General features: G+C 44.7%; 21 protein-coding genes. 7 read left to right on the forward strand and 14 right to left on the reverse strand.

Translation table 11 applies throughout. The features are described 5' to 3' along the window. Positions 1-252 precede the first annotated feature (252 nt). From ABHV44_RS03110 to ABHV44_RS03125, 4 genes are all read left to right on the forward strand, one after another. Complete coding sequence (locus ABHV44_RS03110; RefSeq protein WP_459073185.1) at positions 253-525, forward strand: hypothetical protein; 273 nt, start codon at positions 253-255, stop codon at positions 523-525. A gap of 26 nt (positions 526-551) precedes the next feature. After that, a complete protein-coding gene (locus tag ABHV44_RS03115; RefSeq protein ID WP_459073186.1) occupies positions 552-779 on the forward strand; it encodes a PID-CTERM protein-sorting domain-containing protein in 228 nt (75 codons plus the stop codon). A gap of 6 nt (positions 780-785) precedes the next feature. Continuing rightward, the gene (xrtX, locus tag ABHV44_RS03120; RefSeq protein WP_459073187.1) at positions 786-1,313 is read left to right on the forward strand and encodes an exosortase X; all 528 of its coding nucleotides are present in this window, start codon (positions 786-788) and stop codon (positions 1,311-1,313) included. 449 nt (positions 1,314-1,762) lie between these two features. Beyond that, positions 1,763-2,329 carry a hypothetical protein gene (locus ABHV44_RS03125; RefSeq protein WP_459073188.1) on the forward strand — a complete coding sequence of 189 codons (567 nt, stop codon included), beginning with the start codon at positions 1,763-1,765 and terminating at the stop codon, positions 2,327-2,329. 647 nt (positions 2,330-2,976) lie between these two features. On the opposite strand, the gene ABHV44_RS03130 is transcribed toward ABHV44_RS03125, so the two are convergent. From ABHV44_RS03130 to ABHV44_RS03165, 8 genes are all read right to left on the reverse strand, one after another. Beyond that, entirely contained in the window at positions 2,977-3,393 is a 417-nt protein-coding gene (locus ABHV44_RS03130; RefSeq protein WP_459073189.1) for a VOC family protein, read from the reverse strand. Positions 3,394-3,427: 34 nt separating this feature from the next. Further along, positions 3,428-3,742, reverse strand: coding sequence for a DNA primase (locus ABHV44_RS03135; protein WP_459073190.1), 315 nt, complete (start codon positions 3,740-3,742; stop codon positions 3,428-3,430). Positions 3,743-3,818: 76 nt separating this feature from the next. Next, entirely contained in the window at positions 3,819-4,796 is a 978-nt protein-coding gene (locus ABHV44_RS03140; RefSeq protein WP_459073191.1) for a deoxyhypusine synthase family protein, read from the reverse strand. Between the two features lie 2 nt (positions 4,797-4,798). Next, positions 4,799-6,325 (reverse strand): bifunctional GNAT family N-acetyltransferase/carbon-nitrogen hydrolase family protein, encoded by a 1,527-nt coding sequence (locus ABHV44_RS03145; RefSeq protein ID WP_459073192.1) that lies wholly within the window; start codon positions 6,323-6,325, stop codon positions 4,799-4,801. Then, positions 6,322-7,185, reverse strand: a complete 864-nt coding sequence (gene speB / locus ABHV44_RS03150; RefSeq protein ID WP_459073193.1) for an agmatinase — start codon at positions 7,183-7,185, stop codon at positions 6,322-6,324. The genes ABHV44_RS03145 and speB overlap by 4 nt, the downstream gene beginning before the upstream one ends. A 29-nt stretch (positions 7,186-7,214) precedes the next feature. Then, positions 7,215-7,352, reverse strand: coding sequence for a hypothetical protein (locus ABHV44_RS03155; RefSeq protein ID WP_459073194.1), 138 nt, complete (start codon positions 7,350-7,352; stop codon positions 7,215-7,217). A 53-nt stretch (positions 7,353-7,405) separates the two neighbouring features. Then, the gene (locus ABHV44_RS03160) at positions 7,406-8,803 is read right to left on the reverse strand and encodes a type III PLP-dependent enzyme domain-containing protein (protein ID WP_459073195.1); all 1,398 of its coding nucleotides are present in this window, start codon (positions 8,801-8,803) and stop codon (positions 7,406-7,408) included. Between the two features lie 825 nt (positions 8,804-9,628). Beyond that, positions 9,629-11,422: a MutS-related protein gene (locus tag ABHV44_RS03165; RefSeq protein WP_459073196.1), complete on the reverse strand. Its 1,794-nt coding sequence runs from the start codon at positions 11,420-11,422 to the stop codon at positions 9,629-9,631. A gap of 86 nt (positions 11,423-11,508) precedes the next feature. Between ABHV44_RS03165 and ABHV44_RS03170 the strand changes: the two genes are divergently transcribed. After that, positions 11,509-11,961, forward strand: coding sequence for a MarR family winged helix-turn-helix transcriptional regulator (locus ABHV44_RS03170; RefSeq protein ID WP_459073197.1), 453 nt, complete (start codon positions 11,509-11,511; stop codon positions 11,959-11,961). A 33-nt stretch (positions 11,962-11,994) separates the two neighbouring features. Continuing rightward, positions 11,995-12,612, forward strand: coding sequence for a YceI family protein (locus ABHV44_RS03175; protein ID WP_459073198.1), 618 nt, complete (start codon positions 11,995-11,997; stop codon positions 12,610-12,612). A gap of 53 nt (positions 12,613-12,665) precedes the next feature. Here ABHV44_RS03175 and ABHV44_RS03180 read toward each other — a convergent pair whose 3' ends face one another. The 5 genes from ABHV44_RS03180 to ABHV44_RS03200 form a co-directional block, all read right to left on the reverse strand. After that, complete coding sequence (locus ABHV44_RS03180; RefSeq protein WP_459073199.1) at positions 12,666-13,382, reverse strand: hypothetical protein; 717 nt, start codon at positions 13,380-13,382, stop codon at positions 12,666-12,668. Between the two features lie 4 nt (positions 13,383-13,386). Further along, entirely contained in the window at positions 13,387-13,716 is a 330-nt protein-coding gene (locus ABHV44_RS03185) for a hypothetical protein (RefSeq protein WP_459073200.1), read from the reverse strand. A 10-nt stretch (positions 13,717-13,726) separates the two neighbouring features. Further along, the gene (locus tag ABHV44_RS03190; RefSeq protein WP_459073201.1) at positions 13,727-14,311 is read right to left on the reverse strand and encodes a nitroreductase family protein; all 585 of its coding nucleotides are present in this window, start codon (positions 14,309-14,311) and stop codon (positions 13,727-13,729) included. Between the two features lie 4 nt (positions 14,312-14,315). After that, entirely contained in the window at positions 14,316-14,879 is a 564-nt protein-coding gene (locus ABHV44_RS03195) for a thioredoxin family protein (protein ID WP_459073202.1), read from the reverse strand. A 154-nt stretch (positions 14,880-15,033) separates the two neighbouring features. Then, positions 15,034-18,954 carry a hypothetical protein gene (locus tag ABHV44_RS03200; protein ID WP_459073203.1) on the reverse strand — a complete coding sequence of 1,307 codons (3,921 nt, stop codon included), beginning with the start codon at positions 18,952-18,954 and terminating at the stop codon, positions 15,034-15,036. A gap of 577 nt (positions 18,955-19,531) precedes the next feature. Here ABHV44_RS03200 and ABHV44_RS03205 point away from each other — a divergent pair. Further along, entirely contained in the window at positions 19,532-22,507 is a 2,976-nt protein-coding gene (locus ABHV44_RS03205) for a CotH kinase family protein (protein WP_459073204.1), read from the forward strand. Here the strand turns inward: ABHV44_RS03205 and ABHV44_RS03210 are convergent. Beyond that, positions 22,504-23,016, reverse strand: a complete 513-nt coding sequence (locus ABHV44_RS03210; RefSeq protein WP_459073205.1) for an ABC transporter ATPase — start codon at positions 23,014-23,016, stop codon at positions 22,504-22,506. The two genes, ABHV44_RS03205 and ABHV44_RS03210, sit on opposite strands and share 4 nt — an antisense overlap. Positions 23,017-23,126: the final 110 nt, after the last annotated feature.

Here is a 23,126-nt window from a genome sequence, read left to right on the forward strand (position 1 = left end):
AACCTGTGAGCAAAGAAACGAATTTTGGGTGATTGAGGGACTAAGGTGATTGGGGTAATTAAGTAGACTAAGGTAACTGTGGGATTGAGAGGCTATTCAATTACGAATGATAAATTACGAATTATGAGTTGCTCGCAGCTAGTGTAGTCTACTGGGCGAGCTTCCTTTAGCATGAGGATTATCGTGGTTGAGCGCTGGCAATTCCCTTTAGGGACCTAGGGAAGCGGGGGCTCTTAACGAAAAGTAATTGAGGTGACTAGGGTACTTAGGGTAACTAAGGAAAACTTGATCAACGTGATGTTCTCAATACTCACACTCACACTCAAGCTGGATTGGCTCGTTCCTTCAGGGGAAAGTGGTGGCAAAAACATAATCGGTCAACTAAATCGTGCTCACTCTCACTCTCACACTCACTCTGATCACCGTAGGTCCCTGAGTGATTCTGACGGAGGAAGAATTGTATCGAAGGGCCGGAAAACCAAAACCGATTTCTTTTCGTTCATTACTGTCGAACGAATTGCTTAATTTCGTCCTTGAAAAATTGAAAACTCATGCTACGTAGATTTTTAGCGCTTTTAACGATTACAGCTTTCTTTTGTTTGCCTATTACTGCTCTGGGGCAGGATACTCCAGATGATCCATGTGACCCCACTCCAAATTGTAACGACAACCCTTTCGGGTGTCCATGCGTGCCAATCGATGGTGGTGTGTCTTTCTTGATCGCTGCCGGTGTAGCTTACGGTGGTAAGAAGGCATTTGACGTTTACAAAAATCGCTAGTCGCCAGTGAAGGAGCTCCTTCGCAATCCTATACTTCGTTTTCTCGTTTTGGGCACGGGCATTTATTTGCTGTGGTATTTCCTTTATGCCTATTGGGTGAAACCCGACCTTCCGGTGGATGAGCGAATTATCGACAATCTCATTGCTATTAATGAATGGGTGCTTTCTGCTGTGGGGTATACCATGATAGAATACTCCGATTCTCTTTTCGATGTTCACAAAACGGGCATTGCCGGCAGCACAGGGGTTTTGATAGGTCCTGAGTGCGATGGAATGGTTCTCTTTGGGCTGTTCATTGCTTTCATTGTCGCTTTCCCCGGGCCCTGGAAGCATAAGCTTTGGTTTATTCCTATGGGACTTATCAGTATTCACCTTATCAACTCGCTCCGTGTAATCGCACTGGTCCTCATTCAATATTACCGTCCACAGTGGCTCGCGATCAATCACGATTACACGTTTACCATCATCGTTTATGCCTTTGTCTTTTTGCTGTGGTACTTGTGGGTGAATAAATTTTCTCCGTTGAAGAGTTAGGTAACTCCCTTCTACGCTAAAGCTTCGAAGGGCGAAGAAGGTAATTGGGGTAATTAGGGAGATTGATCAACGAAATGCTTCTCCATACTCACATTGCATTTCTCACAGAGTTTATGAGGTTTTACAGAGCTCACGGAGCAATCTCATGGAATTGGAAAGTCAGGATAAAGCATTGTGGTCTTATACCTGTACTCTGCGCTCAGGCTTGCCCCTTTAGGGGTTAGGGGCGCAGCAGGGCTGAGGATCATTCTTCGATACACGTCACTTCGATAAAACACCTCCTAAAGTCGGTGCCACTCAGTGACTGATATCGTTATTGCTAAAACGTATTGTAGGTCATTGTATGATTCTGACAGAGGAAGTAATGGATCGAAAGGTTTGAAATAAGGGCGAAATCCTCCTCGCTCTCACTTTCATTCTCACTCTGAATTTCTCCTACATTTGACCCAATGAAAAAAACCGGAAGGAAAAGAGTTTACAGGCTTTCAGCCATCGGGCTGTTGATCGTGATGCTGGCTTTTGGTTTTTATCAGGAGCGCGTCAAGATCGGGATGAACTTCTATCTCGATCTCGGTGATCGGGTTAGCGGATTTTACAATGAATCTCCGGAAAAAAGAGAAGAGCTGTTTTTCCAGTACCGCCATCGAATGAATCGCGATCCATACAGCAGCAGTATTCACCTGAGTTGGCTCAATCATTTTGATCGCTCAACGATATCGGCTCTAAAATGGGTTTTTACGCTGGTCTTCACTATAGTTCATCTCGGGCTTGCCATGGCTATCTTATGGCTTTGGTTTGGCGAGAGGAAATATCTTCGCTGGTTGGTGTTGTTCTACGGAGTGGTTTTCGTGCTGGCAGGAGCGATCTTCATCTTTGGCAAACTCACAGGAACCCACGATGCCACCTATCAGGTCACCAGAAAGTTGATGGGCGCCCTTCAGTCGGCTGTGCCTTTAATGGTGTTTTTTCCTGTTGTGATTTTTCACCGGAGGTTGGATAATTCCCTACTACGCTAAAGCTTCAGCGACAGCGTGCGTAGGCGCAAGCTTCAGCGAAAGTGTAAACTCACGCTGTATAGTCCTCCCCCGGCCTGCGGCCACCCCCTCCAGCGGGGGACATAGCGTTGGCCAAATTCATTTGAGAGAAACTCAAAACTCTTCAATGCGATGTCAGAACTTGCAATAGAGTTTCAGGTCACTCGAGAGCTGTCCTCCTTTGGAGGAGGTGGCTGGAGCTTCGGAGCTTTGCGGAGAAGTGGAAGTCGGAGGAGGACACATTAGCCATAAGGTAATTGAGGTGACTGGGGTAATGTTGGTAATTAAGACAGCTTGATCAGCGGAAATGCTCCTCCCTACTCAAACTCCAACTCACTCTGTTTTCTCACAGAGCATGGGAGGTTTCACAGAGCGCACGGAGCAATCTTGCTTTACAGAAGCATTCCTGAACTTTTCAACGAAACCGCTCTGTGGACTCCGTGCTTCTTCTCTGTGTTCTCAGCGAGAACCACCCGTAGCTGCGCGCCTTCATGAACCTTAATGAAAGCGACTGATTTTTCTTAATGTTTTCAAGACACGTCACTTTGATACAATCCTCCCTTTAGTCGGATCTTTCAGTGAACAAGCCCGAATCACTCAGTGATCAGTCGTTGGGAAAACGGATTTATTTAGCTCCGAAATACAGCTGTTGGATCTTCAAAAGATTTGAATTCGATTACGTTCCCATCGGGGTCCTGAATCATCATGGTTTTTTGTTCGCCTGCTTCGCCCGGGAAAACAGTCTGCGGTTCAACTAAAAATCGAACTTTTTCTTCCGTGATTTTGTCTTTGAGCACATGCCAGTCGTTCCAGGCTAAGATCACCCCAAAGTGATTGGCGGGAAACATAGTTTTGGGGTGGAAGAAATTGGGCTGTGCACCCTCTTTGGCGGCAACAAACTGGATGGTGAGTTGGTGACCAAAAAAATCGTAGTCGGTCCAGGAGTTGCCACTGCGGCCCTGAGGGCAGTCTAAAAACTCTCCGTAGAATTTTTTTGCAGCATCGAGGTTCTTAGTTGCAAATGCGATGTGAAATCTACCTGTCATGGTTCTTTAATCTATAGATATTTGGATGCCCGAACTACAAGTCGTCATCATCATCATCGTCATCGTTATCTCCTGAATCTTCGAGGTCTTCGGAAGAGAAGTCGCCTACATCTTCGCCAATTTCGAAGTCGTCATCAGTGAAGTCGTCAATTTTCGCGAGCATCTTATCGCTGATTTTGATGAGGTAAATGGTGTCATCCGTTTTTACTTCCAGAGCGCGAATGTAATCGCCCTTCGGGGTAGTGAAAGAGATGATGTTGTCTTCGTCAAACCCTTCAGGATACTGTTTCTCCAGTAGCTGAAGTTGTTCTTTTGTGATGGTCTGATAGTCTTTGATGATCCTTTTCATGGAAACTCTTTTTATCGAATAAATCAGTTACAAGTTTAAAATAGATTTTGGATTGCGCTGCAAATGCAGGAAAAAATTAACGGTTAAGAATCCATGCAAACATCAGCGGAGCTACAATCGTGGCATCGGACTCAACTATGAATTTTGGAGTGTCTTTATCCAACTTCCCCCAGGTGATCTTTTCATTTGGCACCGCACCGGAATAGCTTCCATAACTAGTAGTCGAGTCTGAGATCTGGCAGAAATAGCTCCAAAAAGGAATGTCGGTCATTTCCATGTCCTGATACAACATCGGCACTACACAGATCGGGAAATCTCCGGCAATTCCTCCACCGATTTGGAAAAATCCAACTCCGGCACCATCACTGTTTTTTGCATACCAGTCGGCCAGAAAAGTCATGTATTCAATTCCCGATTTCATGGTCGAAGGCTTAAGGTCGCCTTTCATGCAATAAGAAGCGAAGATGTTCCCCATCGTGCTGTCTTCCCATCCGGGTACTACAATCGGCAGATTTTTTTCAGCGGCAGCCAACATCCACGAGTTTTTTGGATCAATTTCGTAGTACTCTTCCAGCACACCAGAAAGAAGCATTTTGTACATAAACTCGTGCGGGAAATAGCGTTCGCCATTTTCTTCGGCATCTTTCCAGATCTTGAAAATGTGCTTTTGCAATCTGCGAAAAGCTTCCTCTTCCGGGATGCAGGTGTCGGTAACTCTGTTCAAACCTCGCTCAAGGAGATCCCATTCTTGAGAAGGCGTGAGGTCGCGGTAATTGGGAACTCGTTCGTAGTGTGAGTGAGCTACCAGGTTCATGATGTCTTCCTCGAGATTGGCTCCGGTACAGCTGATGATCTGAACCTTGTCCTGACGAATCATTTCTGCAAATGATTTTCCCAGTTCGGCAGTACTCATGGCTCCAGCCAGGGTTACCATCATTTTGCCGTTTTTAGCGAGGTGAGTTTCGTATCCTTTTGCCGCATCAACGAGCGCAGCAGCATTGAAATGTAAAAAGTTGTCTTCTATGAAATTTCTTATCGGGCTGTTTTGTGCCATGTCTATTTTTTTATTCGATTTATAGAATAAAGATCTCTTCTTCTGTCTTTTAAAATGTTGACGCTACCATGGGTGTGGAGCTCCTTGAGGTGGTCCATGTCCACGTCTACAATCAGCGTCATCTCTGTGTTTGGAGTGGCTTCAGCTTTCACCGCATTGGTAGGGAAAGCAAAATCACTCGGAGTGAAAACTGCAGACTGAGCGTACTGAATGTCCATGTTGCTCACTCGCGGAAGGTTGCCCACGCAGCCGGCAATGGCAACGTAGCACTCGTTTTCGATGGCTCTGGCCTGAGCGCAGTGTCTCACGCGTGTGTAGCCATTTTGTGTGTCGGTTAGGAAAGGGACAAAAAGCAGGTTGACTCCCTGATCGGCATAAATCCTGGAGAGCTCCGGGAACTCAACATCGTAGCAAACGAGGATGCCAATTTTTCCGCAGTCGGTGTCGAAAGCCGCCATGTCCGATCCACCGTGCATTCCCCACGTTTTCTTTTCGTTTGGGGTGATATGAATCTTTCTGTAAGATTCAAAACTGCCATCTCTTCTGCAGAGAAATGAAATGTTGTAAAGGTGACCGTTTTCAACCCAGGGCATGCTGCCGGTGATGATGTTAACGTTGTAGCCTACTGCCAGCTCGCTAAAGTATTCTCGGAGTGGAGCGGTAAATTGTGCAAGCTCCCTGATGGCTGCCGCTTCACCGAGGTGATTAAACTCCTCCATCAGCGGGGCATTGAATAGTTCAGGGAAAAGAATGAAGTCACTTTGGTATCCGCTCACCACGTCAACAAAGAATTCAATCTGCTCCTTGAGCACATCCAGGTTGGGCATGGTTCTCATTTGCCATTGCACCAACCCCAATCGAACAGTTTGCTTTGGTAGATTGATCAGCTTTTCCTCTTCCTGAAAGTAAATGTTGTTCCACTCCAGCAAGGTGGCATACTCTCGAGATTCTTTATCTCCCTCGAGGTAACCCTTTAGAATTTTACGCACGTGAAAATCGTTGGACAGCTGAAAGGTGAGAGCGGGATCGTAAATTTCCTTCATCCTCACTTTTTCGATATACTGTCGCGGAGTGATTTCATCGGCATACTGGTGGTAGTTCGAAATTCGGCCACCAGCCATGATGCTGCGAAGGTTGAGGTTTTCGCAAAGTTCTTTACGAGCCTCGTAGAGCCTACGCGCAAGTCGCATACCGCGATATTCCGGGTGCACAAAAATGTCGATACCGTAGAGCACATCTCCATTCGGATCGTGGGTGGAAAAAGTGTAGTTTCCGGTGATGTCCTGATAGGTGTGGTTGTCGCCAAATTTTGCGTAGTCGACAATTACAGCCAACGCACCAGCCACAACAGCTCCGTTTACCGTCACGCAGAGTTGCCCTTCGGGAAAAACGCTGAGCAGCTTTTTCACTTCACTCTCCTGCCACTGCATGTCACCGAGTTGCGGATAGATTTTGTCCTGAACCTTTGCCAGGTCCATGAAATCCTTCAACTCGAGATTACGCAGTTCTATATTTATTTCTTCACTCATTCGTGTTTGTTGAAAATGTAGCTGAGCATCTTGTAATAGAGCTTAGCTGCTAAAAAATCTGGTGCCTTGTTGTTTTCATTTGGACAAAGCTCCACAATGTCGAAACCGACAATGTTTTTATTTCTGTTCACCGCTTTCACGATGTCGAGCACCTGATACCAGGTGAGGCCGCCCGGTTCCGGAGTTCCTGTAGAAGGCATAATTCCCGGATCAAACGCATCCAGATCGATGGTGATGTACACGTTGTCGGTGCAATGGTCAACCATCTCGCTGATCCAGGTAGTGGATCTCGATTCGCGAATGTGATGAGCGAAGTAGACTTGCTCCTCATTCATGTGTTCTCGCTCGGAGATGTCCATGCTTCGGATTCCTACCTGAATTAAATTGGCTTTTTGCGAAGCTTCGTACAAGGCACAGGCGTGATTGCATTTGGAACCGTGATATTCCGGGCGCAAGTCGGCATGGGCATCGATCTGCAAAACGGTGAGGTCGCTGTAATTTTCCATGAAGGCACGAATCGATCCGATGCTGATGGAATGTTCACCGCCAAAAAGGGTCACAAACTTTTTGTTTGATAAATGCGCTGCAACTGCCTTGTGAACAGCATCTGTCATGGCTTCTGGCGAACTTTTTTCCTTGATGGCTTCTGCCAAATGAATACCGTGTCTGAAGACTTCTGATTCAGTTTCGATGTCGTAGATCTCCATATTTTCGGCCGCTTCGAGAAAAGCGTCTGGCCCGCGATCAGCTCCTTTTACCCAGGTGCTTGTACCGTCATAGGGAACAGGAAGCAAAACGATCTCGGCTTTGGAAAGATCGTGGAAGTTTTCCTCGATCCCTGCGAATGTTCGTTGTTTCATTGGATTATGGTGTTGTGATTAATAGGGAGTCAATCCTCGTCATCTTCTTCGTCATCTTCATCGTAGAACTTCTTGCGGTATTTCTCCTTCTTTTGATCTACGCGTTTGATTTTCGATTCTTTCTCGAATCTGTCTTTTTTGCGATCTTTTGGTGTCTTCTTTTTCATTTTTCTAAAAAATTGAGTTAGACAAATACTCTCTTGATACTGGTTTTGATTGTTTATTTATCGTAGCCGAGGATGTCCATCATCTGCTCAGCTTTTTGCATTTCTGCAAATACTTTGGTTGTCAAATTTCCGTCCTTGTCCCGATCTATTAAAATGTGCTTGGGGCCCGGGATGAGGCAGTGGTGAATGCCGCCAAACCCACCAATTGTGTCCTGGTAGGCTCCGGTGTTAAAGAAGCCGAGGTACTGCGTTCGGGTTTCTTTAAACTGAGGCATGAAGATGGCGTTCACGTGCTGTTCCGAATTGTAGTAATCATCGCTGTCGCAGGTGAGGCCACCGAGGAAAACTCTTTCGTAGGGCTCCTCCCAATTGTTGATAGGTAGCATAATAAACCTGCGAGAAATTGCCCAGGTATCGGGTAAGGTGGTCATGAAAGACGAGTCGATCATGTTCCACTTTTCCTTGTCGTTTTGCTGCTTTTGGTAAAGCACCTTGTAAATTCCGCCACCGCTTTCACCAACTGTAAACGAGCCAAATTCTGTGTAGACGTGAGGTTCCGGAACATCGTACTCTTCGCAAGTCAACTTGATCTGGTTGACGATTTCCTCAATCATGTAGGCGTAATCGTAGTCGAATGCAAGTGAGTTTTTGATCGGAAATCCTCCGCCAATATTCAGTGAATCGAGGGTCGGGCAGATTTTTTTCAGCTCGCAGTAAACGCGTAAACATTTCTGAAGCTCGCTCCAGTAGTAGGCGTTGTCGTTGATTCCCGTATTCACAAAAAAGTGAAGCATGCGGAGTTTCACGTTCTCGTTTTCGCTGAGTTTTCTCTTGTAAAACGGTACGATGTTGCGATATCCAATTCCCAGCCTGGAGGTGTAGAACTCGAATTTTGGCTCTTCCTCACTGGCAATCCTGATGCCCACTTCGAAAGGCTTTTCGGCTTTCTCTTCGATCACATCGAGTTCTCTGTAGTTGTCAATTACCGGCCACACACTTTCGTAGCCGCTGTTTATCAATCCGGCAATTTTGGTGGCGTAATCTTCCGTTTTAAAGCCGTTACAAATAACTTTCTTCTTCTTGTCGATCTTCCCGTTTCGTTCCAGGTTTTCTATGATATCGATGTCGAATGCACTCGAGGTTTCAAGATGAACACCTTCGGAGATCACACGGTCGAGCACATATGAAAAATGCGAACTCTTGGTGCAGTAGCAGTAGTTGTACTCGCCTGGATAATTTAGTTTTTTGATTGCATCGGCAAACCAACCTTTTGCTCTGTTGATGTTTTCAGAGATTTTTGGCAGGTAGGTGAACTTGAAGGGAGTGCCGTGTTCCTCAATGATTTTCATTAAATCAACTTCGTGAAAAGTCAGATTTCCATCCTTTACGTCAAACTCCTCTTGCGGAAAGTCAAACGTCTGGGAAATAAGGTCGATGTATTTGTATTTCATTTCTCGAATAAGCTTCTCAGGTCGCGTAGTTTTGAAGCAACCTGTTTTGGCCGGACAAATTAATAATTTCGATGGCGGTACCCACTTTTTTTAAAGTTATGGAATTGCTTAGATCCTCAGAGTTTTTGTGCCTAAATCTTAAACTTCGCCTGAGCGGCTGTTGTGGGTTGAGATTGATTTTGTGCAGCAAATGTATACACAAATCATTTCGATGATAAGAAGAGGTGAGAATTTTTGCAGCGCATACAGGGTTGGTTTTAAAGGTCAGTAAAATAGGTGGTTGCGTGCTTCTTCAGCTTCTTGAACTTTCATAAGTTACAGTTGCCAGTTCCGTGTCTCTTCCCGCAGTTGTACAGATCTACTGTGACTATGTGTTTTATTATTCAGTTTCAGGAAGAGCTGGGTGAATTAAGCTCATCTATCAAATGAAGTGGCTCAAGCCGTTTGAGATTTGTTTTTTGGGATTTGGAATTTTTAAATGTTTCCCATTGCTAGCTCCGTGTCTCTTCCTGCAGTTGTACAGATCTACTGTGACTATGTGCTTTATTATTCAGGTTCAGGAAGAGCTGGGTGAATTAAGCTCATCTCTCAAATGAAGTGGCTCAAGCCATTTGAGATTTATTTTTTGGGATTTGGAATTTTTAAATGTTGCCCATTGCTAGCTCCGTGTCTCTTCCCGCAGTTGTACAGATCTACTGTGACTATGTGTTTTATTATTCAGATTCAGTAAGAGCTGGGTGAATAAACTCAACTATCAAATGAAGTGGCTCAAGCCATTTGAGATTTGTTTTTTGGGATTTGGAATTTTTAAAAGTTGCCCATTACCTATTGCGTTATTCCCATTTTCCTCATCAAAAAAGTAGCGTTCATATTGCTGCAAATGCCATTTCTCAAGGTGTAGTCAAAGTACAGATCGTCATCTTTTATTTCCACATCGAAGTAGCGGTTAACAATCAGGTTGGGATGGTCTTTCTCAATTTCGCAGAGTGAGAGGTCGTGTGTTGCAATCACTCCCGCAGCATCAAAAGTCAGCAGTTTTTCCATGAATTTTTTAGATCCTTCCGCTTTATCTGTGGAGTTGGTTCCTTTGAGGATTTCATCCAAAATGATGAACAGCTTCTCACCGGCTTCCAGGTGATTGACGATCATTTGAAGACGTTTGAGCTCGGCATAGAAATAGGATTCGCTTTCTTGCAGACTGTCACTGGTTCGCATTGAAGTGAAGAGATACACTGGTTTGAATGAAAAACGCTCTGCAACTACAGGGCTTCCCATCATGGCCAACAGATAACTTACGCCAAGTGCTCTTAGGAAGGTGCTTTTCCCGGCCATGTTGGCTCCTGTGATGATTGAAAACTCGCCAAATGTTTTCGTGTCAAAATCGTTGGGAACAGCCGTTTCGAACTTCATCAGGGGATGAATCAAACCAGCGGTTTCAACCAAATGGCTTTCGCTGAAGGTTGGCATGGTGAGCTGTTCTTTTCTGTTGAAGTGAAAAGTTGCCAGAGACCCCAGTGCTTCGAAATCGGCCAATGCATCGAACCACCGCTCTGCATTTGCGCTGTTTTCTTTTCGCCAGTTTTCAAGCTTTCTCACACAGCGAATATCCCAGAGGAAGCTCGCATTGAGAAAGATTGCGAGTAGGAAATTGTTGCGGTTGTCGAAAGCCGAGATGATCTTTGACAGGTCGTTGAGCGACTGATGAGCGCCTTTTGCTCCGGAGGCAATTTCACGTAATAGCTCGGTGGAGTATTGGTTTCTCTCAATTTGTTCGAAAGCTTTTGCGTAGTTCTCAAGTGTGCGATGATACTTACCCAGGTCGTTGTAAACCGCGTTGACTTTGGGCAACTTGGGAAAGAGAATGAATAGGGGTGCGAAGTAAGCCACCAGGAACCACATCAACCCGATGAAGTCGAAAGAGTAGGCGAGAATGGTCGCTATTGAGTAAAAGGGTACCAGATAGAGAAGAGCTTTTGAGTGACTTCCAATCCCTGTCGATTCAGATTCGACCCATTGGATGAAATTCGACACATCGTCTTCTTCCTCTTCTATCTGACTGCTTGAGGCGAAAAAAGCGATGCGTTCCTCAGTCAGATTAGAAAGCTCTGCTGTGGCGTTCTGTCTGGTTGTGATTTTTGACTCATCCTGCAGAGGCACTTTCAACCAACTTGCAAATCTAGTTTGGCCTGTGCTGGTCTGTGCTCTGTTGAGGTATTGGTAAACCGATTTTTTTCCGAAAATGTCGAGATCCAGCACAAATTGGTGCTCATCATCTTTGAACTCGCTGCCGTCAGGTTGGTGCTCAAATTCTCCCTGTAGCACCTTCATTTCAGAATTCACTCTTTCGAGCTGCGCTTTCAAAAAGTCGCGTCTGGCAATCAGTTGGTTGTTTTGCTTCACTGCCAAAAAGAAAGACGCAAGAAAGCCCAGGCAGATTGCAATTGTCCAGTTTTGAAAGGTGGAGTAGAAAAACCAAATTCCAGCAGCTGCCAAAAAAAGTAGCAGTCGATAAACCACGAAGGCATTCAATTTTGGCTTCATTTCTGCCAGTTGACTCTTCAGTCGATTTGCTAAATTTCCGTAGTCTTTCCAGGCGTTTGTCTGCTCGGTTTTCTCCATGGCTGCAAATTAAATTGAAAAAAATCTTCTTTTAATTGTAGGTACATTAAATGTATGTACATATATTTGCAATCAAATCGAGATCAATGACAATAGAAGAGGCACTCAAAACCGAAAAGTTCGAAAGCGAATACCAGCGTCTGCTGTGCAATATCATGTATACCAACGGCTGGGTTGTGGGCTTGCAACAGCGTTTTTTTAAGGATTACGACCTGACACTCCAACAGTACAACATCCTGAGAATATTGCGAGGGCAAAAGGGAAAGCCGCTTCCACTCAACAGCATCACCGAGCGAATGATTGACCGCATGTCGAACACTTCCAGAATCGTGGATCGGCTCGAAAAGAAATCGCTCGTCTCGAGAAAGACTTGCCCAAAAGACAGACGACAAGTGGATGTCCTGATCACGGAAAAAGGACTTGAAAAGTTAGAAGTGATCGATAAAAACACCAGAGAAATGGAAGAGGGCATGAATCAAATTTCCGAAGAAAAAGCTCGCAAACTGAACGATCTCCTGGATGAGTTCAGAAGCGAATAAATCAAATAAATCAACAATAAAATCAATACGAGAATGAAAAAGAATCTATTAGCATCGTTGGCTTTTAGCCTGTCAGCCATTTTTGCATTTGCTTCAGGTGGCGAAGAAAGTGACAAACAATCATTTACAGTCGACACAAAGTCCAGCAAAATTGAGTGGCGCGGAGAGAAAGTGACTGGCTATCACACGGGGACAGTCAATCTTTCGGAAGGAAACATGGAAGTGGAAGATGGTAGAATTACCAGTGGGAATTTCACCATCGACATGACTTCAATCGAGAATACAGATATCGAGGATGAGGGAACAAAAGCAAAGTTGATTGGACACCTCAAGTCAGACGACTTCTTCTCGGTTTCTTCTCACAAAACAGCAAATTTCAACCTCACCAGCTTTCGCCCAATGAAGGAAGACGAAAATGGAAACAACTACATGGTTAAAGGTGAGTTGACCATCAAGGGAATTACCAACGAAATTAGTTTTCCAGCTAATGTAAAAATTGATGGTGATCGCATGGTAGCGAAGGCTGATGTGACTTTCGACAGAACGAAATGGAAAGTGCGCTACGGCTCAGGCTCATTCTTCGATAGCCTCGGTGATAACATGATTTACGATGATGTTGAGATTAAGCTCAATATCGTGGGCAAGGTGTAAGAGAAGCACTTTCAAGACACTATTAGGGCGAGCTCAAACGGGTTCGCCTTTTTTTATCTCCTTTCTTGCTCTTCGTGAAAGAAATAGCGGAAATCAAGCGTGAGGTAAGTACCGTTTAAGTTGTTGAACAATTGCACTGGAATGCCGTCTTTTTGGTAGGTGACTCTTGTCCGGGCAACGTCCTGAAATGGCTGGTGGAAAGAACCACCGAAATAGAAGTAGCCGCTCTCATCGGTTCGGTATTCGAAGCCAACGTTGGCCAGCAATGAAAATTGACCCCAATACTCTCTTCTGGTTTGCTGGCGGTAGTCAAACTCGATTGTTTCTACATCCGAAGGGTAGGTGTCAAAAGAAACACCGGTGGAGGCATTCATCCAGATTTTGTCGCCCAGTCTAACGTAGAGCAATCCCTGCAGCGGGATTTCATAGCCGATGAATCGAAAATCCATGTCTGCTGCAAAGCCATTGTCGTTGTCGCGAAGCTCGATGCTGTAGTTCCTTCTAACGTAGTTTATTCCAGTTTCAAGGGAAATCATATCGGTGAGCCCTACTCGAATCACCATTCCAAAGGTGTAGGCCATTCTCGGGATAAAAGTAGCTTCGACATTTTCAGTCTCTGCTTGCACAGTTTCTTCACCGGCTCCAAAAAATTCACTGGGAACAATTGGACGAAATTGAATACCAACTGTGGTGATGTTTTCCTGAGCTGCTGCGAGGCCAGAGGTTAAGAGTAGAAGCGTAGCGAAAATCGCTCTTGTGAAGTTTTGCATATTTCTATTTACTCAAAAAATATCCGATGAATGCCAAAATGATAACAGAAAGCGTGAAGATAAGTAGCGTATACTTAAAAAACTTATTGGTGATCATCGGTTTCCGATACCGGGCATGTGTGAGGTAGTTGCAGTGAACGGCCTCTTTGTTGAAACGCTTACTTATTCCAAAGAGTATTTTAGGCGGGTCATCATCTTCGTCAAAATGTCGCTCAAAAATAACATCTCTTTCTTCCAGCAGCGTTTGAAAATGATCAGCGTGCTCTTCCATAAGGAATCGATAGACAACGTAGCGATTGTCTCCAGGGTGATCTTTGTAATTGGTGATGTTCAAAGCAGTTGAGCTATTTGTCGTTCCATTCAGTAACGTACTCGAGCGGAGTGCGGTGACTTTTTGGCCAATCTTTGTCCGGGTAACCCATGTAAAAAATTCCCAGACAGCGGTCTTTTTCTCCGAGACCCAGAAATTCGTTCATACGGCTATCGTAAACCATTTTCGGTGAAGACCAATAGCCACCAATTCCGTAGGCTGTGCAGGTAAGATGCATATTTTGAACCGAACAGGCAACGGCTTCTATTTCTTCAATTTCGGGGATCTTCTCTTCTTTATCTCGCTCCATGCAGATGAATACCATTGCCGAAACCGACTCGGCTCTCTTCTTCATTTTCTCAGCTTTCGATGGCTTAAAGTTTTCCCCTTCAATTTCTTTGTAGAGTTCAGGAAGTTCCGTAGCTAGTCTTTTGAGTGCATCCTCTGTGAAAATCTTGAAGCGCCACGGTTGAGTCATTCCATGGGTTGGAGCCCAGCGTGCATTGTCCAGAACAGCTTTCACAATCTCCTTGTGCACTTTTCTAGAAGAATAGTCTTCAGGATAAATTGTTCTCCTGTCGCGGATCAACTCGTTAACTTCACTCAGGTTGTGCCTCATCTTCTTATTGATTTTTCCATTTGATGTTGCATCCCATACTCGGGCGCTGATTTTCCGGGTCGATTTCTTTTCCTTCCAGAATTTTATCGAGTACCGCTCTCATGCTTTTACCAGTTACAGGAGTTTCGTTCCCGGGGCGGCTTCCATCAAGTTCACCGCGGTAAACGCATTTCAATTCGCTATCGAACACATTGAAGTCTGGTGTGCAAGCAGCATCGTAAGCTTTTGCTATCTCCTGCGACTCGTCATACAGATAGGGAAAAGGAAATTTATTCTCTCGTGCAAACTCCTTCATCTTATCTGGTGCATCCTGAGGGTAGTTCTCGATATCGTTAGAACTGATAGCCACGAAGCCGATTCCCTTAGTTTGATAGTCGTTGGCCAGTTTCACAAGTTCATCTTTTACATGAATCACATAAGGACAGTGGTTACAAATAAACATCACCACAGTTCCTTTTTCTCCTTTGATGTCTTCTAGAGAAACGTTCTTTCCGCTCGATACATCAGGCAGGATGAATTCAGGAGCTCGATGGCCAAGAGGTATTTGCTTTGTTGGAGTTAGGGACATTTTCTCTGTTGCTTTTTCACTACAAAAGTAATCAATGGAGTGGTTTGTTCTTCTTATTGAAAAGGGCATAAAAAAACCGAGCCGGGAACTGAAGATCCCGGCTCGGTTTAGAATTTATGTAGAGTTTATAAATACTCTAATTCATCAGATTTGACTAGTTGACAGTCGGACAAGTTGAACCGTAAGCTCCAAGGAATTGGAGAAGGTCATCTGTTTGTACGATACCGTCTTCAGTCAAGTCTTCAGGACATGTACTGTCTGGGCAGTCGAACGTACAAGAACCGTCATCGATGAGAGCAGTCTCATCGTAGTTCTCTGCGTCTGGGTAAGTACATCCCTGACAGCTGTCAAATTCACATGATCCATCGTCAATTTCTGCTACTGGATCGTAGTTACAGGCAACTGGCTCAGTACATCCACCTGGGATACAAGTGATAGTAAAGTTCAATTCTGGAGAAATTTCACCTGTTGCACAGCTGAAAATTCCGTCAGAATCAACTTGAACTGAGATTGAGCTACCTGAAGCTTCGTATGAAAGACCAGTCATGTCACCGGCATTACCGTAAGGCGCGCCACTGTTCAATACAGGAGCTCCTACGTTGTCACCGTCATAGATGTAAATTTCATCCCATGTGTTCTCTACAGAACCTGAGTTGAAAGTAATCACCATGATGTCGCCTTCGTTTTCAGCATTGTAAGTAAGAACTGTACCTGCTGCGTTGTCTCCGTAGCAGTAAGTGTAAGTTCCACCACAAGCAGCTTCGAAAACGAAGTCACAAAGTGTGTTATCAATCACGTTAGCATCAGGGTTGTAGTTAGCAGCTGCTGGGTTACCACACCCTACAATTACTTCTTCGCATTCGAGTGTAAGATCGAAGTTCGCAGTAGAGTTTTGACTCTCTACGTAGATGTAATAAGTCTCACCTACAGAACCAACCCACTCGAGGTATCCATCATCCTGGAACTCAAATCCACATTCGTTATCATCTTGTGGAGTTGGGTCGTTAGCACTAGAACCGATACAAGTCAATGCTCCACACTCACCAGAGTAAACGCTCACGCGAGTATCCGCGTCAGATCCACAAAGGCTAGCAGTGTAAAGTTGATCTGCACCTTCTACTGTATACCATACACCAGCACCAGTTGCGATACATCCGGCAGGAGCTTCAAATGCAGAAGCACCACCTACAGAACCTTCAAGTGTTTGACCACATTCGATAGCGATTGCGTCAGCACATGTGTCGTTAGCAGGTGCGTTAGCATATGTACAAGATCCATCTGGGAAGTTCGCATCTGGAACATAGTTATCTGCAGCTGGGTCTGTACAACCCTCGATCATTGCCCAAGCATTGATAGTGAAGTCAGTAGTGTTGGCACTTCCTGAAGACCAGATGTTCACAAAGTAAGTGTCACCGACTGTGAAGAAGTCAGCAAGAGGTCCAACGATGTTACCAGTTACTGGTCCAACACAGTTAAGGTCACCAGCAGTAGTTGCATCCAGGCAAGGATCAGAAGATCCTGAAGGAGCAGAGTAGATAGAAAGACCAATGTTTCCAGACTCTCCGAGGTTTTGGATATCGAAGTAGTAAGAAACCTGAGTTGCAGTGAACTCATACCACACACCATAAGTCGTGTTGAATCCAACGCATCCTGGCTGCTGAGCTTGAGGAGGTGCACATACTGTAGTACCTGCAGTCTCAAGGCTGTCTAGCAAGAAAGTAGCGTTATCACAATCAACGTTAGCTGGAACTGGAGTACAAGGCTCAGAGCACTCAAATGTTATTGAGTAATCACCAGCATTAGCTGAGAATGAGAAGTTACCTACGTGAATGTAGTAATCTACACCAGCGGTAGTAGGGAATGAGATTGAAGACTGAACGCCACAATCATCATCGTTGTTAGCTACACACTCGTAAGTTTCTACATCACCGCAATCACCAATAGTAAAGATCGTGATTTCGGTATCTGTAGAAGATCCACAAGTGGAAGCAGTGAACTGCTGTCCGTCACCGTTATATACATACCAGTTACCTGGAGTAATATCTGGGTTACAGATCCATGCGCTATCACCTTCGATTCCTGCAGTTGAGAAAGCAGTGCTTCCTGAAAGTGAATCACCACAAGTTACTGGAGTTGCGTCAACGCAATCATCGTTCTCAGGTGGGTACACACAAGAACCGTCATCTTCAGTTGCGTTTGGATCGTAGTTTAGAGCTGTTTCATCAGTACATCCTGGGATAGTACATCCGAGCTCTTCAACTGTACCTCCAATTGGAGTGAAGTTAATTACTGGGCCGCCTCCATCGTCAAGTGTACCAGTGTAAAGAGTGTCTCCAGCACCATCAGTGATTAGGTAAGTGTTACCGTTCCATCCGTCTCCAAAAGAGTCGAACATTTCGAACTGGTAGCATCCATCAGCAATACATTGACCCTGGTCGTATGGTGCACCACCTGAGATGGCTACAACACCACCTTCATCCTGAAGTTCCCATGAAACTTCTCCAGTGAATGAACCACCACCAACTTCGATGTTGATGAATGACTCACCTTCTGCACAAACAATACAAGAACCATCGTCTACAGTAGCGTCTGGGTTGTAGTTTGCTGCTGTTTCATCTGTACATCCAGGAATAACTTCTGAACCACAGTACACAGTGTACTGGAATTCTTGAGCTGAAGAAGAACCTGATACACAAGAAACAGAACCGTCAGAATCAACACCGATAGAGATGAAATCTCCTGTTGATTGAACAACGATACCAGCAAGTCCGCCAGTTCCTGTGTAAAGCACAGCGGCAGTTTCGTCAGCACCATCGTAAATAAAGATATCATCACAGCATGTTTCTAGTGAACCACCTGTGAACTCAATAAAGATAGGCTCTCCTGGAGTAACAGCCTCGTAAACTGCGAATGGAGTTCCATCTTCGTTGTTGTCATAGCAGTAAGTAGCTGAGATTGGCTCATCTTCGCAAGCAGCGAGGATACATGACCCATCGTCAATCGTAGCTAGTGGATCATAGTTTGCTGCTGTGTCATCTGTACAACCAGGAGTTTCAACCTGACCACAGTATACATTGTAGACAAATTCAGAAGCAGCTGTAGAACCTGACTGGCAAGATGCGAATCCACCTGTAGAAGTTCCAAGAGAAATTACATCTCCTGTAGCTTCTACTACAGTTCCTGAAATGTCAACTGTTCCAGTGAGGGTCAATAGTACAGGGTCGTTTGTAGAAGGACCATCGTAAATGATCAATTCATCTCCAAATGCTAGATCACCACTTTCAAATTCGATAGTAACAGCTTCGCCTGGAGTAACAGATCCGTAAACAGCAAAAATGCCGTTCTCGTTGTCACCGTAGCAGTAAGTCTCGTTCAATGGAGTTGTGTCAGCACAATCCACAAAGAAGCAAGAACCGTCATCTGTGTTGGCTGCCGGGTCGTAGTTCGCTGCTGTATCATCAGTACATCCTTCAATTGTAGCCTCAGCTACTGAGATAAGTGTTGGTGATGAAAAGCAGAATCCCCATGCCCATGCTCCACCGTCATCAAACATGATGCGGTACTGGAAGTTTTCAAGCTGGTTTGCTGAAAAGCCTGAGATATCTATAGCAGGCGCATCGAGTGGATCTGGAACAGCACTACAGAAGTTGTTAGTTGGTGTATTGGTACCATCTTCATCGAGTAATACCCACAGTTGCCATGCTCCGGCATCAGCATCCCACCATTCAACGTTAATGAAGTCAGAACCAATATTGTTATAAACGTAATCAGCACTGAGCTCCAAATACTGTTCTCCACCAGTTGAGGCAGCAGTTAAATCGTAAACAGGAGATACGGCAGCAATATCGTTGATGTTGGCACTACCAGCGTCATCATCATCGTATGCAAAGTTTGCGTCCACAGTTGGATCTCCCTCGAGAATATCCGGACCAGTTACATAACTACCTGTCAACGACCAATCTCCATTTGGCCAGTTGGCTGGCTCATTTAAGATCTGTGCGTTCAAATTGCCAAAGCAGCAACACAGCAGTGCTATGAAACTTACTGAAGCAATTCTTGTAAAAGTTTTCTTCATCGATTTTGGGTTTTGGTTAATAATTGTTCTTTTAAATCAAGGGTATCCTATTTCTACAACCCTCTCAAATTAATCTATCTATTCGGTCGATCTTTCGATCGTTATCCGCATCACACTACTCCAGTGACGAAAAAAATAATCACTGGATGCCTATCAGTTTAATGTAAGAGGTACTTGAGACAATTGATTTGAATCAGTACAGTGTCGTCTTCGTAGTTGATCCACATTCCTATTGAGGAAGATGCAAATCCGGTAAATTAAGGTTGCCGTTGCCTGTCGATGAACGACCATTAACAGCGGGTTAAATTTACCAAAGAATGGAGACATTCCCCAAAAATCTTCTTATTAAATTTTTTAAACAACATTTAAGGTGCTGATAATCAAATAGTAACAATTTATAATTTAGACGAAAATCGAGTGTTTTATCTGGAGAAATCCCAACTTGAGCTAACGATACTGGAATTTTATCGTGTCAAAAGCTAGTTTGAACGAAGGAAATTACAGTGTTTTGCATTCTGGTGCAACTTTTTTTACCAATATTGATCTTACTAGTTGACAGTACCCTATCTTTTAAGCTATGTCCAAGAACAAAACTCTCATACACTCTTTCTTGACAATAATCAGCCTGGCTTACTTTTCACAGTTAGAAGCGCAGGATTTGTCGGATATTCAGATTAATGAAGTCTGTGCGTCAAACAGCTCGGTTGTTCAGGATAGTTTTGGAGAGTATGACGACTGGTTTGAGTTGGTAAACAACGGGAACCAACCTGTCGCTTTAGATGGAGCTTATATTCGAATAACGGAAGGAAGTGACATTGACCTTCATCCAATAAATGACCCTGGAGGGGAACTGGTGATTGAGCCGGGAGAGTTCTTGTTGATGTGGGCTGATGGACAGCCTGGTCAGGGAGTGTCGCACCTCGACTTTAGTATTTCTTCTGATGGGGCTATGCTGGAATTGCTCGATGAAAATCAGCAGCAGGTGAGTGAATTACAGTTTGATTTTCTCCAGTCGGATGTTTCCAAAGGCGTGAATCCCGATGACGGTACCTTATTATATTATGACGAGCCCACGCCAGGAGGAGAGAATGAAGAGGAAGGATATATTGGCCAGCTTGCTCCTCCGTATTTTCTCGGAGCAGGAACATTTATTTCAGGGGAAGCACAGCTTGAGATCTACCATGCAGAGCCGGATGTGACGATTCTTTTTACTACAAGTGGGGAGAATCCTGTCGAAAGTGGAATTCCGTATACATCCACAATTGATGTTGATCCTGGTGACGTTGTAAAGGCTTACGCGATCAAGGATGACTATTTACCCAGCTACATCAACTCACGAACTTTTATTGAAGCTCAAGACCTGAGTCTCGACATTGTGTCAATCTCTGGTAATCAGGATGACATTTTTGGCTCTGAAGGCATTTACAATAATCCGTATTCCGGAGAGGAAAAAGTGGTGTCATTTGAATACTACACTGCCGATGGCAACTTGCAGGTTCAGCAAAATGCAGGGGTTAAAATTCACGCTCCGGATGGTCGTTCTCAAAAATCGATGCGACTCTACGCCAGGTCGGAATATGGCGAGAACACGTTTGAGTATCAGTTTTTCCCACAAAAAGAACTCGATGAACACAAGCGTCTCGTGCTGAGAAATGCTGGAAATGATGGGCTGGAGCTCAACAAAACCGGAGTCCGCGATCCACTGATTCACGAACTATTTCTTTCTATGAATCCCGACAATAATCCGATTGCAGGTTACCGCTCAGTGCATGTTTATCTCAATGGTAGCTACTGGGGAATTTACAACCTGAGAGAACGCCAGGATGAGTTTTACATTGAATACAATTACGGTTACACTAGCATAGATTTGATTGAAAGAACTGCCCAGACAGGAAGCACCTGGGAGTTGTGGGAAGGAAGCTTTGATGATTTTTATTTGATGGAAGAAACAGCAATCGAACTGGATCTCTCACAGGACGAAAATTACCAGATCATTACCGACTGGATCAATATCGAGAATTTTGTCGACTACCAGTTGACCGAGATCTACATAATCAACCAGGACTGGTTGAGCAACAACATGAAAATGTGGAGGCCGCAAGATGGTTCGGAAAAATGGCGCTGGATATTGTGGGATACTGATTGGGGACTTGGTCTTTTTTATCCTAATTACGAGCACGGTTATCCAGATTGGAATGCCTTGAACTTTGCACTTTCTAATTGGGGTGGCTGGAACAGTACGGTCAATACTGAGCTGCTGCAAAATTTGGTAGAAAACGATGACTTTGTTTGGTACTTTTCTTCAAGAGGTGCCGATTTGCTCAATAGCCACCTCAAACCTGAAACGGTCAATTCAAAACTTGGAGAGATTACCGGAACACTCCAACCAGACATTCAGATGCAATTCGACCGCTGGGGTGGCTCAGTTAGCAACTGGGAAGGAAAACTCGATTACGTGCAATCTTTTGTGCAGGATCGCCCCTTTTTCTTCCGCCAGCATTTTGTAGATCGCTTTGAGTTGATCGACACGCATGAGATCACTCTGGAAAGAACTCCGGCCGAAGGTGGAACCATTGAAGTGAACACCATTGTAGCAGAAACAAGTCCGTGGGAAGGAATTTACTACGAGGCTTTGCCTGTGCGACTAAAAGCCGTTCCGAACCCAGGCTACGAGTTCATCGGCTGGGAAGGAATTGAAGAAAGTTCGGATGAAATTTGGGTAGACCTCACCTCAGACAGCACTTTCGTGGCCAACTTTGAGTACATCGCTGGACAAACGCAGCCCCTGGTGATTAATGAAATCAATTATAACTCCGGAGAGGAAGATCCGGGAGAATGGGTAGAAATTTATAATCCTGGACCAGACACAGTGAACCTAAACGGATGGAAGTTTACAGACGGATCGCAAAATTTCTTCACCTTTCCAGAAGAGCTGATGTTGCACCCGGATACATTCCTGATCCTTTGCTCAGATACCTTGCTCTTTCAGCAGGTTTATCCTGAAGTGGAGTCTTACTACGGGCAGTTCAACTTTAATCTGAGCAACAGCGGTGAATCGCCTAAATTATTGAGTCCTTTTGACGAAGTGATGGACGAGGTTACTTATTCGGACTCTGGCCAATGGCCGACAGAGGCAGATGGAGGAGGAGCCACGCTAGAGTTGGTTTCACCGGAACTCGACAACTCCATTGCCACTAATTGGTTTGCCAGAGCTGTTCCTCTGGGGAGCCCCGGTGAACACAATATTTACGATAGTGTGGATGAGGAAAATCCACTGCAGATAATTGCCAAAGGGTTTCCAAATCCTGCATCTGATCGCTTCAATATCTTGGTTGATGTGAAAAAGCCCACATCCCTGAGCATTGAAGTTTTCGATGTGTTCGGAAAAAAGGTAGCCGAGATTGGTAGTGAGAAAAATTACGCTTCCGGAGTTCACCACTTTCACTGGAACCTGCAGTCTGCAGAAGGTGGCACAGTGCCATCAGGACTTTACCACATCGTTATTCAAACCGACACGGGACGATCTTCTCTGAGAGCAATTGTGGCTCGTTAGTCGAACATTTGTTTGTGCCAGCTTTTTTCGAGTGGCACCTCCCAGCTGCTTTCCAGCTCGGCTTTGTTTTTTACGAGGTTGTTGTAGACAGTGGTCTCGCTTGTTACTCGTCCTGATTTGATTAGTGCCCAAAAGTCGTTCATAGAAACGTGTCTGAGCTCATCGCCATCTCGATAGGTGACCACCATGCGGTTCATGAAAGAAATGCCCAGCAACTTTTCCAGACTTTGGATAGTGTGCACGGAGTCGTCAATTGAGCAACCGCTCGCATTGGCCTGATCTTCATCGACCATAAGAATAAGGAACGTACTGTATAGAAAAGCGTAGTCAGCTTTCAACTTGTTTCCATGAGCACTCCAGCTTTTAACGAAACTGTCGATTTCGGTACGCAGCATCTTTTCCTCTTTTTCATTTAGAGGTCTTTCGGATTGATAAATCCAAACCCGAGCGGTGTCGGGCATATCGGAGAATAATTCTTTCAGAGCCTGAGGTTTTGTAAGCTGTGCCATTTGTGCTGTTCTTTTGTGCTTTCTGATGCAAATGTACAAACCCACATCGTATGAAAATGTTGCTTGTAAAACTTCCGTAGAATTAAGGCAAAGCAAATTTTCATACTTTA

It is taken from the genome of Halocola ammonii (genome assembly GCF_049334165.1).
Classification (GTDB): Bacteria; Bacteroidota; Bacteroidia; order Flavobacteriales_D; family Sanyastnellaceae; genus JBEGHD01.

Bases quoted from the DNA above. Each gene is read 5' to 3' on its own strand.
- ABHV44_RS03155 (WP_459073194.1), bottom strand. From the start codon at position 7,352: ATGAAAAAGAAGACACCAAAAGATCGCAAAAAAGACAGATTCGAGAAA.
- ABHV44_RS03125 (WP_459073188.1), top strand. From the start codon at position 1,763: ATGAAAAAAACCGGAAGGAAAAGAGTTTACAGGCTTTCAGCCATCGGG.
- ABHV44_RS03175 (WP_459073198.1), top strand. From the start codon at position 11,995: ATGAAAAAGAATCTATTAGCATCGTTGGCTTTTAGCCTGTCAGCCATT.
- ABHV44_RS03160 (WP_459073195.1), bottom strand. From the start codon at position 8,803: ATGAAATACAAATACATCGACCTTATTTCCCAGACGTTTGACTTTCCG.
- speB (WP_459073193.1), bottom strand. From the start codon at position 7,185: ATGAAACAACGAACATTCGCAGGGATCGAGGAAAACTTCCACGATCTT.
- ABHV44_RS03180 (WP_459073199.1), bottom strand. From the start codon at position 13,382: ATGCAAAACTTCACAAGAGCGATTTTCGCTACGCTTCTACTCTTAACC.
- ABHV44_RS03170 (WP_459073197.1), top strand. From the start codon at position 11,509: ATGACAATAGAAGAGGCACTCAAAACCGAAAAGTTCGAAAGCGAATAC.
- ABHV44_RS03205 (WP_459073204.1), top strand. From the start codon at position 19,532: ATGTCCAAGAACAAAACTCTCATACACTCTTTCTTGACAATAATCAGC.
- ABHV44_RS03115 (WP_459073186.1), top strand. From the start codon at position 552: ATGCTACGTAGATTTTTAGCGCTTTTAACGATTACAGCTTTCTTTTGT.
- ABHV44_RS03135 (WP_459073190.1), bottom strand. From the start codon at position 3,742: ATGAAAAGGATCATCAAAGACTATCAGACCATCACAAAAGAACAACTT.
- ABHV44_RS03190 (WP_459073201.1), bottom strand. From the start codon at position 14,311: ATGAGGCACAACCTGAGTGAAGTTAACGAGTTGATCCGCGACAGGAGA.
- ABHV44_RS03210 (WP_459073205.1), bottom strand. From the start codon at position 23,016: ATGGCACAGCTTACAAAACCTCAGGCTCTGAAAGAATTATTCTCCGAT.
- ABHV44_RS03195 (WP_459073202.1), bottom strand. From the start codon at position 14,879: ATGTCCCTAACTCCAACAAAGCAAATACCTCTTGGCCATCGAGCTCCT.
- ABHV44_RS03130 (WP_459073189.1), bottom strand. From the start codon at position 3,393: ATGACAGGTAGATTTCACATCGCATTTGCAACTAAGAACCTCGATGCT.
- ABHV44_RS03140 (WP_459073191.1), bottom strand. From the start codon at position 4,796: ATGGCACAAAACAGCCCGATAAGAAATTTCATAGAAGACAACTTTTTA.
- ABHV44_RS03145 (WP_459073192.1), bottom strand. From the start codon at position 6,325: ATGAGTGAAGAAATAAATATAGAACTGCGTAATCTCGAGTTGAAGGAT.
- ABHV44_RS03165 (WP_459073196.1), bottom strand. From the start codon at position 11,422: ATGGAGAAAACCGAGCAGACAAACGCCTGGAAAGACTACGGAAATTTA.
- ABHV44_RS03200 (WP_459073203.1), bottom strand. From the start codon at position 18,954: ATGAAGAAAACTTTTACAAGAATTGCTTCAGTAAGTTTCATAGCACTG.